This window comes from Streptomyces cavernicola (assembly GCF_029968035.1).
Lineage (GTDB): Bacteria > Actinomycetota > Actinomycetes > Streptomycetales > Streptomycetaceae > Streptomyces > Streptomyces cavernicola.
In genome coordinates this window covers 93,556-109,288 of sequence record NZ_JASCIQ010000003.1, presented here as the reverse complement: position 1 = coordinate 109,288, position 15,733 = coordinate 93,556, and the positions used below count along the sequence as shown (strand labels likewise).

Genomic DNA, 15,733 nt, shown 5'->3' with positions numbered 1-15,733 from the left:
TCGTCCTCAAACGCCGGACGGGCTGGATCAGGCGCGCGGCTCGGGAGTCAGCCCCGGCCCGTCTTCAGCTCCGGCTCCGCCATGTGCGTCACCGGCGGCGGCAGCGGGGCCGAGGTCGTGGCGATGTGGGGGAGGGCGTACGGGTGGTGCTCCGTGAGCCAGCGGATCAGCTGTTCGCGGACCGTGACGCGGACCGTCCAGATGTCGTCCGCGTCCTTCGCCGTGACCAGGGCGCGGACCTGCATCGTGGACGGGGTCGTGTCCGTGACCGCGAGGCCCCAGTCGCGGCCGTCCCAGGCCGGGCACTCGCGGACGATGTCGTGCAACTTCTCCCGCATCTCCGGCAGCGGCGCCCGGTGGTCCAGATGGAAGAAGACCGTGCCAGTCATCTGCGCGCCGCCGCGCGACCAGTTCTCGAAGGGCTTCGACGTGAAGTACGAGACGGGCATGGTGATGCGCCGGTCGTCCCAGGTGCGGACGGTCAGGAAGGTCAGCGTGATCTCGTCGATGGTGCCCCAGTCGCCGTCCACGACCACCGTGTCGCCGATCCGCACCATGTCGCCGAACGCGATCTGCAGCCCGGCGAAGAGGTTCCCGAGCGTGGACTGGGCGGCGATGCCCGCGACGATCCCGAGCACGCCGGCCGAGGCGAGCAGCGACGCCCCCGCCGTCCGCATCGCCGGGAACGTGAGCAGCATCGCGGCGGCCGCCACCACGCCGACCACGGCCGTGACCACGCGCTGGATCAACGTGACCTGCGTACGCACCCGGCGCACCCGGGCCGGATCGCGGTGCGTGGCCGCGTAGCGCGCGTACGAGGAGTCGACGATCGCCGTCGCGATCCGCACCACCAGCCAGGCGGACGACGCGATGAGTATCAGGGCGAGCGTGTGCCCGACCCCGTCCCGATGGTCCTCCAGGAGCCCGGACTTGTCGTGCGAGGCCGCCAACAGGGCGGTGGCGAGGACGAGTTGGAGGGGCAGGCGGCAGCGGCGGAGGTGGCCCCAGAGCGGGGACTCCGGGTGGCGGGCGTCGGCCCGCTGCAGCAGCCGGTCCACCAGCCAGCCCACGACCAGCGTGAGGACGACCGTGCCACCGAGGACGATCAGCGGACGCAGTACGTTCTCCATGCGCCCGAGGGTAACGGGGCCTGGCACGATGGCTTCATGGACATCATGCTTTTCCACTCGGCGCAGGGCCTGCGCCCGGCCGTGCACGCCGCGGCGGACCGGCTGCGCGCCGCCGGGCACGAGGTGCACGTGCCGGACCTCTACGACGGGCGGACCACGGAGACCGTCGAGGAGGGAATGAAGATCAAGGAGGAGATCGGCTCGGACGAGCTGCTCCGCCGCGCCGTCGCCGCCGCCGCGCCGCACTCGGAGCGCGGCCTCGTGTACGCCGGGTTCTCGCTCGGCGGCTCCCTCGCGCAGAACCTCGCGCTCGCCGACGAGAAGGCCCGCGGACTGCTTCTCCTGCACGGCACTTCGGACATCGCGGACGGGGCGTCGGTGGACGACCTGCCGGTCCAGCTGCACGTCGCCGACCCGGACCCGTTCGAGCCGCACGACTGGCTGAACGCCTGGTACCTGCGGATGCGCAGGGCCGGGGCGGACGTCGAGGTGTTCCGGTACGCGGGCGCCGGGCACCTCTACACGGACCCGGACCTGGCGGACTTCGACTCCGAGGCCGCCGAGCAGACGTGGCGGGTGGCGCTCGCGTTCATCGAGTCCCTGTAGGGCTCGACGGCACCGCTCGCCGCGCACGGCTCACGGCCGGGTGCAGCGGCCCGTCGGCTGTGCGAGCGGCGGGCGGCACTGCAGCGGCAGGTCGGCCTTGTCGTGGCTCAGGTACCGGCCGACGCAGACCTTCGGGGAGTTCCGGCCGAGATTCGCGCAGTACCGAAGGGCGGCCCGGCCGTCGGCGAACGGGCCCGGCGCGTAGATCACCCAGTAACCCGGCTTGAGCGACGCGAAGTTGTCGCTGCGCAGGAAGCGGGCGCCGGGCACGGTCTCGCGGATCTTCGCGAGGCGTGCGTCGCGGGCCGCCGTGCCCGAGGAGACCGGCTCCGAGAGGAACTGCGCGATCCAACGGTCGGCCACCGGGGGCGGTGTCGGCGTACGACTCGGCTTGCCCGTGGGAGAGTCGGTGCGGCCGGGGCCGGGGCCGCCGCCGGGGGACCTGGTCGGGCCTTGCGTCGCGCCGCCCGTCGGCTTCGGGTCCACGCCGGCCTCGGTCCGCTCGCCGCCGAGGCCGCGCTGCACGAACAGCAGGGCGGTGCCCACGACCAGGGCCACGGCGAGCGCGATCACCACGGCGACCAGGGTTCGGTGGCGGGGGGACGCCGGCTGCTGCTGCCTCGTCGCCGCCGGAACGGGGGCCTGTACGTGGGTCGGGGCCTGTACGTGGGCCGGGCCCGGGACGTGGGTCGGCGTCGGTGTCGCCTCGTAGGAGGTCTGCGTCACCGCGTACGGGGTCTGCGTAGCCGCGTACGGAGCTTGGGCGGGGCCGTCGGACCGCAGCGGCGGCTCGCCCGACTCGGCCCGCGCCAGCATCGCGTCCAGTTGCTCGGCGGAGGGGCGCGCGGCCGGGTCCCGTACGAGCAGGGCGGACAGGACCGGGGCGAGCGGGCCCGAGCGGGCCGGCGGCGGCACGGGCTCGTCGAGGACCGCGGCGAGCGTGGCGAGGGTGGTGGCGCGGCGCAGCGGACTGATGCCCTCCACCGCGACGTACAGGACGAGGCCCAGGGACCAGAGGTCGGAGGCCGGGTCGTCGTCGGCGCCGCGGATGCGCTCAGGGGCGATGTACTCGGGGGAGCCGATCAGGTCGCCGGTGGCCGTGAGCGAGGACGTGCCCTGCAGCGCGGCGATGCCGAAGTCGGTGAGGACGGCGCTGCCGTCCTCGCGCAGCAGCACGTTGGCGGGCTTCACGTCCCGGTGCTGGATGCCCGCGGCGTGCGCGGCGCGCAGCGCGGAGAGGACCTGGCGGCCGAGGCGCGCGGCCTCCCGCGGGTCCAACGGGCCCTGGGCGAGCCGGTCCTGGAGGGTGCGGCCGGGCAGCAGCTCCATCACCAGCCACGGGTGGCCGTCCGCCTCGGCGTCCACGATGTGGTGGATCGTCACCACATGCGGATGGCTGAGCCGGGCGAGCGCGCGGGCCTCGCGCAGCACCCGCTCGCGCAGCACCCGGTCCGCGTCCGGGGACCGGTCCGGGCCGGAGGAGCGGACCTCCTTCAACGCCACCTCGCGGTGCAGCACCGTGTCGCGCGCCCGCCACACGGTGCCCATGCCTCCGCTGCCCAGCCGTTCGATCAGCTCGAAGCGCCCGTCGATGACCCTGTGGCGGCCCGCGTCCCCGTCCCCGTTCATGCGGGTCAGCGTACGGGCTGGTCCGCGCGCTCCACTCGCTGCGTGCCCGAAAGCGTCCGGTACGAGCGGATCCAGGCCGAGGTGGCGTTCGGGTCGGCCTTGTCGGACAGCGCGTAGTAATCCATCTGCGAGCGCTCGGCGGTGACGTCCAGGACGCCGTAGCCGTGCGAGTCCATGTCGACCCACTTCACATGCCGGTTGGCGGCCTTGATCGCGCCGGCCGCGACGAGGGACAGGGTCTGCGGGGCGACCTTCAGGATGTCGTCCAGGTTGTCCGAGGTCACCGAGGTGACGACGAACTCGGTGGCGGCGCTCTGCGACAGCGGGTACGTGGCGGCCTTCACGGGCACGTCGTTGGCCCAGGCCATGTGGATGTCGCCGGTGAGGAACACGGTGTCGCGGATGCCCAGGTCGGTGAGGTGGGCGAGGAGTTCCCTGCGGTCGTCGGTGTAGCCGTCCCACTGGTCGACGTTGATCGCGAGCCCCTCCTTCGGCAGCCCGAGCAACTCCGCGAGCGGGCCGAGGAGATGGGCCGGTACGGAGCCGAAGGCCACCGGCGAGATCATCACCGAGGTGCCGACCAGCTTCCACTGCGCCTGCGAGCCGGCCAGGCCCTGCTTGAGCCAGTCGAGCTGGGCACGGCCGGTGAGGGTGCGCTCCGGGTCGTCCACGTCGCCGCTGCCGACCGTCGTCTGCTGGGAGCGGAACGAGCGCAGGTCGAGCAGGTGCAGGTCGGCGAGGTTGCCGTAGCGGATGCGGCGGTAGACGGTGCCCTCGGTGGCGGGGCGGACCGGCATCCACTCGAAGTAGGCCTGCTTGGCGGCGGCTTGGCGTGCGGACCAGTCGCCCTCGGTGTCCGGGGTGTGGTTCTCGGCGCCGCCCGACCAGGTGTCGTTGGCGAACTCGTGGTCGTCCCAGATCGCGATGACGGGGTGGCGGGCGTGCAGGGCCTGGAGGTAGGCGTCCGTCTTGTACTTGCCGTGCCGGGTGCGGTAGTCGGCGAGCGAGACGATCTCGTGCAGCGGCGCGTGCTCGCGGAGCACCTCCTCGCTGACGGGGTAGCCGCCGGACTCGTACTCGTAGAGGTAGTCCCCGAGGTGCAGGATCGCGTCCAGGTCGGGCCGGTCGGCGAGATGGCGGTACGCGGAGAACCAGCCGGCCTCCCAGTTCGCGCAGGAGACCACGCCGAAGCGGACGTTGGGGGCGGTCGCCTCGTGGGCCGGCGTGGTGCGGGTGCGGCCGACGGGGGAGACGACGGTGCCGCCGGGGGAGTCCGAACTGCCCGCAGTGAACCGGAAGTAATAGTCGGTCGCAGGGCGCAGGCCCCTTACATCGGCCTTCACGGTGTGGTCGGAGGCCGCACGCGCGGTGGTGATTCCACCGGCCGTGATCCGGCTGAAGTCCCGGTCCTCGGATATCTCCCAACGCACGGCCGTGTCGGGCCCCTTGCCCGAGCCGGGCACGGCCTCGGCGGTCGGGGTCACGCGCGTCCACAGCAGTACGCCGTCGGGCAGCGGGTCGCCGGACGCGACGCCGTGCAGGAAGGCGGGGCCGTTCTCGGCGGCGTGGGCGAGCGGGGCGGCGGCGAGCGGGACGACGACGGCGCCGAGGGCGGCGGCCTTGACGACCGTGCGGCGGCCCGGAGTCGAGGCGGCGGGGGCGGGGGTCTGGCGGGGGAGTCTACTGGTCACGAGCGGTCAGATTACTGACCGGTATGAGCAAAGAGCGGGCGAACTCCGAAAGTTCGCCCGCTCTTTGTGCGCCGTACCCGAAGGCGCGCGATCAGACTTTGAAGTGCCCGATCAGGCCTTGAAGGTGCGCGATCAGCCCTTGAGGGCCGCGTCGATGGTCTTCGTGAACTGCTCGGCCGTCATCGGCGTGCCCTTCTGACCGTCGGGGAACTCCGCCTCCAGCTTCTTGCCGTCCATCTTCAGGGTCGGCGTGCCCTGGACACCGCTCTTGTCGAACGCGGCCGACATCTCGAGCGCCCACTTGTCGTAGGTGCCGTCCTCGACCGCCTTCTGGAACTTCTTGTTGTCCTTGAGCTCCGGGACCTCGTTCGCGATCTCGATCAGGGCGGAGTCGTCCTTGAACTTGTCGTCGTTCTCCTCGGGGTGGTTCTTCGCCGAGTAGAGCGCGGACTTGTAGTCGAGGAAGGCCTCACCGCTCACGTTCAGGGCGGCGCCGAGGGCGCTCAGGGCGTTCTTGGAGCCCTCGCCCGCCGTGGCGTTGTCGATGAACGAGGCGCCGAAGAACTGCACCTTGTACTTGCCGTCCTCGACGTCCTTCGCGATGGTCTCGCCGACGCCCTGCTCGAACGTGGCGCAGATCGGGCAGCGCGGGTCCTCGTACATCTCCAGGGTCTTCTTGGCGCTGTCCTCGCCGATGACGACCGTCGTGCCGTTCTTGCCCGAGGTGTTGGCGGGCGCGACCACCTTCGCCTTCGCGGCGGCCTCCCAGCCGGACGGCTTGCTCGCCTGCATGACCGCGTAGCCGATGCCGCCCGCGACGGCCAGGACGCCGACGATGCTCGCGGCGACGATGATCTGCCGGCGGGCCTTCTCCTTCTTGGCCTGCCGCTCCCGCTCGGCCCGCAGCCGCTCGCGGGCCGCCGTCTTCGCCGCCTGGGTGTTGCGCTTGCTCATGATTCATCTCCGTGTGTGACGTCGTACGCGACGTGGTGTGGGGTGGTCGTGCTCAGGCGAAGTGCGGGGCCTGGCACGGCGGTCCACGCCGGCTCACGGAGTGCGCGACGAGCCACGCGCGCGTGGTGCGGGTTTTCCGACCGGGCAGCGGAGCACGCCGCACCCGTTCGATCCGTACGGAGACGGTGGCGACCGCGACGAGCAGCGGCCGGAACGCCAACTGGGCGGCCGCGCGCAGCAGTTGCGCCAGGGCGCTCTCGCCGCGCCGCAGCCAGGCCGCGGCGACGAGGCCCACGCCGACGTGCGCGGCGAGCAGCAGCCAGGCCGCGGCCGGATCGGCGGAGGAGAGCAGATCGGCGGCCGGGCGGTGCCCGCCGCCCGCGGCCCGCACGAGAGCGGCGCCGACCCCGTCACCGGCACAGAGGACGTCGAGGCCGAAGGAACGCAGCGGGCCGGCCACCGGGCCGCCCGCCTCGCCGTAACAGACATGCTGGCCGGCCGTGAACACCGTGTCCGCGGCCAGCTCCAGGGGCACCAGGAGCGCGGCGATCCGCCAGAAGCCGCGCTCGCGGCCGGCGAGCAGATAGGCCAGGGCGAACACGACCGAGCCCACCGCCGCGACCGTGGTCAGCGGCAGCGGGACCCGGGACAGCAGCACGTGCGAGGCGACGGACAGCGTCACGACGACCGCCGTGAAGAGCGCTGCCCGCGCCGCGCGAAGCTGCGACCCGGATATGTCCATGGCGCGAAAGTCTGCCATGCCTCGGTGTAAGCCCCCCCCTTCAAGGTTTCCTGTGAACGCCCCGGCCCGGTCCCTGCAGGGCTACAGACCCGGGATCCGGCCGTTGCGGAACAGGTCCACGAAGATCTGGTGGTCCCTCCGGGCCCGCGCCCCGTACGCGTGCGCGAACTCCACGAGGAGACCGGCGAAGCCCTCCCCGTCGTCGGCGTCCGCGGCCAGCGCCGCGTCGATCGCCCGCTCCGTGGAGAACGGCACGAGCTCCGAGTGCCCGCTCTCGTCGTCCGCCGCCGCGTGCATCGTGGCCGTGGCCCGGCCCAGGTCGGCGACGACGGCGGCGATCTCGTCCAGGTCGTCGATGTCCGACCAGTCCAGGTCCACCGCGTACGGCGACACCTCGGCGACCAGCTGGCCCGAGCCGTCCAGCTCCGTCCAGCCCAGCCACGGGTCGGCGTGCGCCTGCAGCGCGCGCTGCGAGATCACCGTGCGATGGCCCTCGTGCTGGAAGTACCCGCGCACCGCCGGGTCCGTGACGTGCCGCGAGACCGCCGGGGTCTGCGCCTGCTTCATGTAGATCACGACATCGTTCTCCAGGGCGTCGGAGTTGCCCTCCAGAAGGATGTTGTACGAGGGCAGCCCCGCCGAGCCGATCCCGATCCCGCGCCGCCCCACCACGTCCTTCACGCGGTACGAGTCCGGGCGGGACAGGGACGACTCGGGCAGCGTCTCCAGGTACCCGTCGAAGGCGGCCAGGACCTTGTACCGCGTCGCGGCGTCCAGCTCTATCGCGCCGTCGCCCGCGGCGAATCGGCGCTCGAACTCCCGGATCTCCGTCATCGACTCCAGGAGCCCGAACCGGGTCAGGGAGCGGGCCGAGCGCAGTGCGCCCAGGAGCGGGCCGTCCGCCGTGTCCAGGGTGAAGGGCGGCACCTCACCCTCCTTGGCGCCGGCCGCCAGAGCGTGGATCCGCTCGCGGTACGCGTCCGCGTACGTACGCACCAGGTCGGAGATCTGCTCGTCGCTCAGCGCCTTGGAGTACCCGATCAGGGCGACGGAGGCGGCGAACCGCTTCAGGTCCCAGGTGAAGGGGCCGACGTACGCCTCGTCGAAGTCGTTGACGTTGAAGATCAGGCGGCCCTGCGCGTCCATGTACGTGCCGAAGTTCTCGGCGTGCAGGTCGCCGTGGATCCACACCCTGCTCGTGCGCTCGTCGAGGTACGGGCCCGCTATGTCCCCCTCCGCGGCGTCGGACTGCTCGCGCTCCAGGTCGTGGTAGAAGAGGCAGGCCGTGCCGCGGTAGAAGGCGAAGGCACTGGCCGCCATCTTCCGGAACTTCACGCGGAAGGCGGCCGGGTCGGCGGCGAGGAGCTCGCCGAACGCGGTGTCGAAGACGGCGAGAATCTGCTCGCCGCGCTGCTCGGCGCTGAGCTCGGGGACCGACATCGCTGGGTGCCTCCTGGTGCATGACATTTGGGACAGGTGTTCCGTCCTCTTCCAACGCACGAAGCTACCCGCGAGTGCCCGCGGGCTGTCAGTCCCCGGACGTAGACTTCGACGCTGTCCCCCACTTTCGTCGCCGTGAGTTCTTCCGGAGGTCTTCCACCGTGACCGCCTCGTCCAGGCCGCCCTTCACGCACCTGCACGTCCACACCCAGTACTCGCTGCTCGACGGCGCGGCGCGGCTGAAGGACATGTTCAACGCCTGCAACGAGATGGGCATGACCCATGTCGCGATGACGGACCACGGCAACCTCCACGGTGCGTATGACTTCTTCCACAGCGCGAAGAAGGCCGGTGTGACGCCGATCATCGGCATCGAGGCGTACGTCGCCCCCGAGTCCCGGCGCAACAAGCGGAAGATCCAGTGGGGCCAGCCGCACCAGAAGCGGGACGACGTATCCGGTTCGGGTGGTTACACGCACAAGACGATCTGGGCGGCCAGCAGCACGGGACTGCACAACCTCTTCAAGCTCTCCTCGGACGCGTACGCGGAGGGCTGGCTGCAGAAGTGGCCGCGCATGGACAAGGAGACGATCGCCCAGTGGTCGGAGGGCCTGATCGCCTCCACCGGCTGCCCCTCCGGCGAGCTCCAGACCCGGCTGCGCCTCGGCCAGTTCGACGAGGCCCTGAAGGCCGCCTCCGAGTACCAGGACATCTTCGGCAAGGACCGGTACTTCCTGGAGCTGATGGACCACGGCATCGAGATCGAGCGCCGGGTCCGCGACGGCCTCCTGGAGATCGGCAAGAAGCTCGGCATCCCGCCCCTGGTCACCAACGACTCGCACTACACGTACGCGCACGAGTCGACGGCCCACGACGCCCTGCTCTGCATCCAGACCGGCAAGAACCTCTCCGACCCGGACCGCTTCCGCTTCGACGGCACGGGCTACTACCTGAAGACGACCGACGAGATGTACGCGATCGACTCGTCGGACGCCTGGCAGGAGGGCTGCCGCAACACGCTCCTGGTGGCCGAGCAGATCGACACCACCGGCATGTTCGAGAAGCGCGACCTCATGCCGAAGTTCGAGATCCCGGACGGCTTCACCGAGGTCACCTGGTTCCAGGAGGAAGTCCGCCGCGGCATGGCCCGCCGGTACCCGGACGGCGTCCCGGACGACCGCCAGAAGCAGGCCGAGTACGAGATGGACACCATCATCTCGATGGGCTTCCCCGGGTACTTCCTCGTCGTCGCCGACTTCATCATGTGGGCCAAGAGCCAGGGCATCGCGGTCGGCCCCGGCCGAGGCTCCGCGGCCGGCTCGATCGTGGCGTACGCGATGGGCATCACCGACCTCGACCCGATCACGCACGGCCTGATCTTCGAGCGGTTCCTGAACCCCGAGCGCATCTCCATGCCCGATGTCGACATCGACTTCGACGAGCGCAGGCGCGTCGAGGTGATCAGGTACGTGACGGAGAAGTACGGCTCCGACAAGGTCGCCATGATCGGCACGTACGGCAAGATCAAGGCGAAGAACGCCATCAAGGACTCCGCGCGCGTGCTCGGCTATCCGTACGCGATGGGCGACCGCCTCACCAAGGCCATGCCCGCCGACGTCCTCGGCAAGGGCATCGACCTCTCCGGCATCACCGACCCCAAGCACCCGCGCTACAGCGAGGCGGGCGAGATCCGGGGGATGTACGAGAACGAGCCGGACGTGAAGAAGGTCATCGACACCGCGAAGGGCGTCGAGGGCCTGGTCCGGCAGATGGGTGTGCACGCGGCCGGCGTGATCATGTCCAGCGAGCCCATCGTCGACCACGCCCCGCTGTGGACCCGGCACACCGACGGCGTGACGATCACGCAGTGGGACTACCCGCAGTGCGAGTCGCTCGGCCTGCTCAAGATGGACTTCCTGGGCCTGCGCAACCTCACCATCATGGACGACGCCGTCAAGATGGTGCGGGCCGACAAGGGCATCGACCTGGAGATGCTCAACCTCCCGCTCGACGACCCGAAGACCTTCGAACTCCTCTGCCGCGGTGACACCCTCGGCGTCTTCCAGTTCGACGGCGGCCCGATGCGCTCGCTGCTCCGCCAGATGCAGCCCGACAACTTCGAGGACATTTCCGCCGTCTCGGCCCTGTACCGGCCGGGCCCGATGGGCATGAACTCGCACATCAACTACGCGGAGCGGAAGAACGGCCGCCAGGAGATCACCCCGATCCACCCGGAGCTCGAAGAGCCGCTGAAGGAGACCCTGGGTCTCACCTACGGCCTGATCGTGTACCAGGAGCAGGTGCAGAAGGCCGCCCAGATCATCGCGGGCTACTCGCTCGGCGAGGCCGATGTGCTCCGCCGCGTGATGGGTAAGAAGAAGCCCGAGGAGCTGGAGAAGAACTTCGTCCTCTTCCAGGCGGGCGCCCGCAAGAAGGGCTTCTCCGACGAGGCCATCCAGGCCCTCTGGGACGTCCTGGTCCCCTTCGCCGGATACGCGTTCAACAAGGCCCACTCCTCCGCGTACGGCCTGGTCACCTACTGGACGGCGTACCTCAAGGCGAACCACCCCGCCGAGTACATGGCGGCGCTGCTCACCTCGGTGAAGGACGACAAGGACAAGTCGGCGGTCTACCTCAACGAGTGCCGCCGCATGGGCATCAAGGTGCTCCCGCCGAACGTCAACGAGTCGGTGCACAACTTCGCGGCCCAGGGCGACGACGTGATCCTCTTCGGCCTGGAGGCGGTCCGTAACGTCGGCACGAACGTCGTCGAGTCGATCGTCCGCTCCCGCAAGGCCAAGGGGAAGTTCACCTCCTTCCCCGACTACCTGGACAAGGTCGAGGCCACCGCCTGCAACAAGCGCACCACCGAATCGCTCATCAAGGCGGGCGCGTTCGACACCATGAAGCACACCCGCAAGGGCCTCACCGCGCAGTACGAGCCGATGATCGACAACGTCGTCGCGGTCAAGCGCAAGGAGGCCGAGGGCCAGTTCGACCTCTTCGGCGGCATGGGCGACGAGTCCGGCGGCGACGAGCCGGGCTTCGGGCTCGACGTCGAGTTCTCCGAGGACGAGTGGGACAAGACGTATCTCCTCGCCCAGGAGCGGGAGATGCTCGGGCTCTATGTCTCGGACCACCCGCTGTTCGGCCTGGAGCACGTGCTCTCCGACAAGGCGGACGCGGGCATCGGCCAGCTCACCGGCGGCGACTTCTCGGACGGCTCGGTCGTCACCATCGGCGGCATCATCTCCGGCCTCCAGCGCAAGATGACCAAGCAGGGCAACGCCTGGGCGATCGCCACCGTCGAGGACCTCGCGGGCTCCATCGAGTGCATGTTCTTCCCGGCGACGTACCAGCTGGTGTCGACCCAACTCGTCGAGGACGCCGTGGTGTTCGTCAAGGGCCGCCTCGACAAGCGGGAGGACGTGCCGCGTCTGGTCGCCATGGAGATGCAGGTCCCCGACCTCTCCAACGCCGGCACCAACGCCCCGGTCCTGATCACCATCCCGACGGTCAAGGTCACGCCGCCCATGGTCAGCCGCCTCGGCGAGGTGCTCAGCCACCACAAGGGCAACTCCGAGGTCCGCATCAAGCTGGTCGGCGCCCGCAAGACCACGGTCCTCCGACTCGACCGGCACCGCGTGCAGCCCGACCCGGCGCTCTTCGGCGACCTGAAGGTGCTGCTCGGCGCGCAGTGCCTGGCCGGCTAGGCCGTTTCCCTCGGGTTTTCGTATGGCCGCTGACGCGCGAAGGGCGCGCCCCGTCTCGGGGCGCGCCCTTCGGCACTGTGCGGTGCTCTGCGGCCTACGTCAGTTGTGGCCGAACCTCTTCTGTCGCTTGCCGCGCTCGGCCAGGTTGGAAGGGCTGGGCGCATCGCTCTGCACAGCGGACTGCCCCTGCTGCTCGGCGCCACGCTCCGTAGTCGTTTCCTTGCCACGGTTCGGCTGAGTCGGCTGGGGGCGATTCTTGTTCTTGGCCATGGTGATCTGCCTCCTGAGGGGGATCTAGGGGCCAGGGCCGCGACCAGATTCACACACGCCGACATAGAGCGCATTTCAGAGCATTACAGTGCGTAACTTCCGTGCCTCTTAACGGAAGCGGCGAAACCGCGCGCCGAACTTGCCGAAACGCCACGCCGAAGATCGAGTTCGGGACGTCAACCCCCGCGCGTTCGGGCAGACTCGAAGACAACCCGAACCGAACCCGCACCCGATTTCCGCAGTCGGGGCGCCTCAGGGAAAGAGGGTGGAGAGCGTGGACCGCTGCGTCGTCCTGGTGGACGCCGGATATCTGCTCGGTGCCGCCGCGAGTCTTCTCGCCAAGGAGCCCTCACGGTCGCGGATCACCGTCGACCATCCCGCCCTCATCCAGGCCCTGCGTGAACGCGCCGAGTCCGAGACCGAGCAGCCCCTGCTGCGGATCTACTGGTTCGACGGCGCCCCCGACCGCGTACCGCAGCCCGAGCACCGCAGGCTCCGCGTGATGCCCCGTGTCACCGTCCGGCTCGGCGCGCTGACCCGCAGCGACGGTCGCTGGGCGCAGAAGGGCGTGGACGCCGCGATGCACGCCGAGCTCACCGAACTCGCCCGCAACCGCGCCTGCTCGGACATCGTCCTGGTCACCGGCGACGGCGATCTGCTGCCCGGCCTGATGTCGGCCAAGGAACACGGCGTCGCCGTCCACCTCTGGGCCGTGCAGGCGGCCGACGGGGACTACAACCAGTCCGAGGACCTGGTCGCCGAGGCCGACGAGCGCCGCGTCCTCGACCGCGCCTGGATCACCCAGGCCGTACGCGCCAAGGAGATCGCCGGGGTGTGCGCGCCGCAGCCCGCGCCGCGACCCGAGATCGCCGCGATCCTCTCCGCGCCGCTGCCCGAGTCCGCCCTCGCCGCGGCCGCCGAACGCGCCGCCGAGGAGCCCGCCGCCCCGCAGAACGGCGCCGCCGCCGGTCACGCCGAGCACGGCGGAGCCGAGCGCGCCCCGGCCAAGCCCGGCGTGCCCACGCCCAAGGACCTCGCCGCACTGCACGGGCCCGGCGCACCGCTCGGCGCCCCCGGCGGTGCCTCGGCCGGCGCCCCGGGCGGCAAGGAGCACACCAACGCGACCCTGCGCTGGTCCTCCGACAAGGGCTGGATCGACCGGTCCGGCGGGCCCGGCGCCCCCGTCGAGCACGCCGACATCGCGGCGCTGCCCACGCTCGCCCAGCTCACCACCGCCGAGCAGCGCTGGGCGGACCGCGAGGAGGACATCACCACCGTCGGCGGCGACCCCTTCGAGGTCGGGCAGGTCTTCGCCCGTCGCTGGATGGCGCGGCTGCCCGAGTCGGCCGAGGTGGGCAAGCTGTCGGGGATGTATCCGCGGATTCCGCACCGTATCGACGGTGAACTTCTGCGGTACGCCGCGCGGTTCGGGCTTCTTGCGCACAAGGACGACCAGATCGACGAGCACGATCGGTATGCGATTCGGGCCGGGTTCTGGCGTGAGGTCGATGTGGATGTGGCGGAGCCGGCGCCCTCGGGCGACTAGGGGGTCGCTGCGCGTCCCCCTCGGCCCCCTGCGGGCCTGGCCGCTGAGTTGGTCGGCTCTCCCGCCGTCGTGGTTGATCGCGCAGTTCCCCGCGCCCCTGACGGGCGCCCCCTGTCGGGGCTCCCCATGGCGACCGGTGTGGGGGCGGTCCCGTAGTCTCGTGCCTCGTGAGTACGCGCACCGGCCACCCGAACGATGGGGCACACGACGACGAGGCCGTGTGCGAGACGCGGGAGCTGGTGAAGACCTATCCCGCCGCGCGCGGGCGCCGCGGTGCGCCCGCGACCCCCGCCGTGCGCGCCACCGACGACATCACGCTCACCGTGCGCCGCGGTGAGATCTTCGGCCTCCTCGGCCCCAACGGCGCCGGCAAGTCCACCCTCGTACGGCAGCTCACCGGGCTGATGCGGCCCGACTCCGGGAGTGTGCGGATCCTCGGGCACGACATCGTGCGGCACCCCGAGCGGGCCTCGCGGCTGCTCGCGTACCTCGGGCAGGAGTCCACCGCGCTCGACGAGCTGACCGTCGCCCTCGCCGCCGAGACCACCGGGCGGCTGCGCGGCCTCGATCTGCGCGCCGCCCGCGCCGAACGCGACGACGTCCTCGACGAGCTCGGCCTCGCCCCCATCGCCGGGCGTCCCCTGAAGAAGCTCTCCGGCGGCCAGCGGCGGCTCGCCTGCTTCGCCGCCGCCCTCGTCGGCGAGCGGCCACTGCTCGTCCTCGACGAGCCGACGACCGGCATGGACCCGGTCGCGCGCCGCGCCGTGTGGGCCGCCGTCGACCGGCGCCGGGCCGAACGCGGCACCACCGTGCTGCTCGTCACCCACAACGTCATCGAGGCGGAGACTGTGCTCGACCGGGTCGCCGTGCTCGAACAGGGCCGCGTCATCGCCTGCGACACCCCCTCCGGCCTGAAGAGCGCCGTCGCCGGCGAGGTCCGGCTCGACCTGGTCTGGCGCGACAGCGCCCCGCTCGACGTCCCCGAGGTCGCCGCCCTGCACGCCGCCGCCGAGGAGACCGGCCGGCGCTGGACCCTGCGGCTCGCCCCCGACGAGGCCCGCGCCGCCGTCGCCGCGGTCACCGGCGGGGAGGCCTTCGCGGCGCTCGACGATTTCACGCTGGCCACGCCGAGCCTGGAGGACGTGTACCTCGCGCTCGGCGGGCGTACGAAGGGTCTGGTGAAGGTGTGACGGTGTACGAGACGGGCGCGGTCGCCGGCGCCGGGCGGGCGCCCGAGCCGGCGGCAGCCGGGGCCGAGGCGCCGCTCGCGCCGACCGCACGCCTGCTGCCCGCGCTGGGCGCCGTGTACCGGGCCCAGCTGTCCCGGGCGCGGGTCGCCCGGATCCCGCTGCTCTTCGTCGCGACGTTCCAGTCCGTGGGAATCATGGTCCTGATGCGCGGCGTCGTCGACGGCGGCCAGGAGGCGCGGGCCGTGGTCGCCGGTTCCTCGGTACTCGTCGTCGCCTTCGTCGCCCTCAACCTGCTCGCCCAGTACTTCGGCCAGCTGCGCGCCCAGGGCGGGCTCGACCACTACGCGACGCTGCCCGTGCCGCCCGCCGCCGTCGTCCTCGGCGCGGCCGGTGCGTACGCCTCGTTCACCGTGCCCGGCACGCTCGTCACCGCGGTCGTGGGCAGCCTGCTCTTCGGGCTGCCGCTCACCCATGTGTGGGTGCTCGTCGCGGTGATCCCGCTCGCGGGCGCCGCGCTCGCCGGGCTCGGCGCGGCCCTCGGGCTGCTCGCGCCCCGGCCCGAACTGGCCACGCTGCTCGGCCAGTTGGGCATGTCCGCGGCGCTGCTCCTGGGCGTGCTCCCGGCCGAGCGGATGCCGCTCCTGCTGCAGTACGCGCGCGACCTGCTGCCGTCGACGTACGGCGTGGAGGCCTTCGCGCGGACCTTCGACGCGCACCCCGACTGGACGGCCGTCGGCCTCGACCTCGCCGTGTGCGCGGGGGTCGGCGTCCTGTCGCTGGCCGTCGCGACGTGGGCGTACCGCAGGGCCGCGGTCCGCTGAG

12 protein-coding genes are annotated in these 15,733 nt (G+C 71.3%); 5 read left to right on the top strand and 7 right to left on the bottom strand.

The annotated features are described in order from the left end of the window. Positions 1 to 47 precede the first annotated feature (47 nt). On the bottom strand, positions 48 to 1,130 hold the full coding sequence (locus QIS96_RS04060; protein ID WP_282540946.1) for a mechanosensitive ion channel family protein: 1,083 nt from the start codon (positions 1,128 to 1,130) through the stop codon (positions 48 to 50). A 36-nt stretch (positions 1,131 to 1,166) separates the two neighbouring features. On the opposite strand from QIS96_RS04060, the gene QIS96_RS04055 reads away from it, so the two are divergent. Then, positions 1,167 to 1,736, top strand: coding sequence for a dienelactone hydrolase family protein (locus QIS96_RS04055; RefSeq protein WP_282540945.1), 570 nt, complete (start codon positions 1,167 to 1,169; stop codon positions 1,734 to 1,736). Between the two features lie 30 nt (positions 1,737 to 1,766). Here QIS96_RS04055 and QIS96_RS04050 read toward each other — a convergent pair whose 3' ends face one another. The 5 genes from QIS96_RS04050 to QIS96_RS04030 all read right to left on the bottom strand — a co-directional run bounded on the left by QIS96_RS04050 (position 1,767) and on the right by QIS96_RS04030 (position 8,192). Continuing rightward, entirely contained in the window at positions 1,767 to 3,365 is a 1,599-nt protein-coding gene (locus QIS96_RS04050; RefSeq protein WP_282540944.1) for a serine/threonine-protein kinase, read from the bottom strand. A gap of 5 nt (positions 3,366 to 3,370) precedes the next feature. Continuing rightward, a complete protein-coding gene (locus QIS96_RS04045) occupies positions 3,371 to 5,056 on the bottom strand; it encodes an alkaline phosphatase D family protein (protein WP_282540943.1) in 1,686 nt (561 codons plus the stop codon). 132 nt (positions 5,057 to 5,188) lie between these two features. Then, positions 5,189 to 6,010 (bottom strand): DsbA family protein, encoded by an 822-nt coding sequence (locus QIS96_RS04040; protein ID WP_282540942.1) that lies wholly within the window; start codon positions 6,008 to 6,010, stop codon positions 5,189 to 5,191. A gap of 52 nt (positions 6,011 to 6,062) precedes the next feature. Next, positions 6,063 to 6,752: a hypothetical protein gene (locus QIS96_RS04035; RefSeq protein ID WP_282541105.1), complete on the bottom strand. Its 690-nt coding sequence runs from the start codon at positions 6,750 to 6,752 to the stop codon at positions 6,063 to 6,065. Between the two features lie 81 nt (positions 6,753 to 6,833). Further along, positions 6,834 to 8,192: a DUF2252 domain-containing protein gene (locus QIS96_RS04030; RefSeq protein WP_282540941.1), complete on the bottom strand. Its 1,359-nt coding sequence runs from the start codon at positions 8,190 to 8,192 to the stop codon at positions 6,834 to 6,836. Positions 8,193 to 8,353: 161 nt separating this feature from the next. Between QIS96_RS04030 and dnaE the strand changes: the two genes are divergently transcribed. Beyond that, positions 8,354 to 11,905: a DNA polymerase III subunit alpha gene (dnaE, locus tag QIS96_RS04025; protein WP_282540940.1), complete on the top strand. Its 3,552-nt coding sequence runs from the start codon at positions 8,354 to 8,356 to the stop codon at positions 11,903 to 11,905. Between the two features lie 99 nt (positions 11,906 to 12,004). Here dnaE and QIS96_RS04020 read toward each other — a convergent pair whose 3' ends face one another. Next, positions 12,005 to 12,175, bottom strand: a complete 171-nt coding sequence (locus QIS96_RS04020) for a hypothetical protein (RefSeq protein WP_282540939.1) — start codon at positions 12,173 to 12,175, stop codon at positions 12,005 to 12,007. Positions 12,176 to 12,449: 274 nt separating this feature from the next. Between QIS96_RS04020 and QIS96_RS04015 the strand changes: the two genes are divergently transcribed. From QIS96_RS04015 to QIS96_RS04005, 3 genes are all read left to right on the top strand, one after another. Then, entirely contained in the window at positions 12,450 to 13,721 is a 1,272-nt protein-coding gene (locus tag QIS96_RS04015; protein ID WP_282541104.1) for an NYN domain-containing protein, read from the top strand. 218 nt (positions 13,722 to 13,939) lie between these two features. Further along, a complete protein-coding gene (locus QIS96_RS04010; protein WP_282541103.1) occupies positions 13,940 to 14,911 on the top strand; it encodes an ABC transporter ATP-binding protein in 972 nt (323 codons plus the stop codon). A gap of 2 nt (positions 14,912 to 14,913) precedes the next feature. After that, positions 14,914 to 15,732: an ABC transporter permease gene (locus QIS96_RS04005; protein ID WP_349017362.1), complete on the top strand. Its 819-nt coding sequence runs from the start codon at positions 14,914 to 14,916 to the stop codon at positions 15,730 to 15,732. Position 15,733: the final 1 nt, after the last annotated feature.

Bases quoted from the DNA above. Each gene is read 5' to 3' on its own strand.
- QIS96_RS04050 (WP_282540944.1), bottom strand. From the start codon at position 3,365: ATGAACGGGGACGGGGACGCGGGCCGCCACAGGGTCATCGACGGGCGC.
- QIS96_RS04020 (WP_282540939.1), bottom strand. From the start codon at position 12,175: ATGGCCAAGAACAAGAATCGCCCCCAGCCGACTCAGCCGAACCGTGGC.
- QIS96_RS04060 (WP_282540946.1), bottom strand. From the start codon at position 1,130: ATGGAGAACGTACTGCGTCCGCTGATCGTCCTCGGTGGCACGGTCGTC.
- QIS96_RS04035 (WP_282541105.1), bottom strand. From the start codon at position 6,752: ATGGACATATCCGGGTCGCAGCTTCGCGCGGCGCGGGCAGCGCTCTTC.
- QIS96_RS04030 (WP_282540941.1), bottom strand. From the start codon at position 8,192: ATGTCGGTCCCCGAGCTCAGCGCCGAGCAGCGCGGCGAGCAGATTCTC.
- QIS96_RS04040 (WP_282540942.1), bottom strand. From the start codon at position 6,010: ATGAGCAAGCGCAACACCCAGGCGGCGAAGACGGCGGCCCGCGAGCGG.
- QIS96_RS04055 (WP_282540945.1), top strand. From the start codon at position 1,167: ATGGACATCATGCTTTTCCACTCGGCGCAGGGCCTGCGCCCGGCCGTG.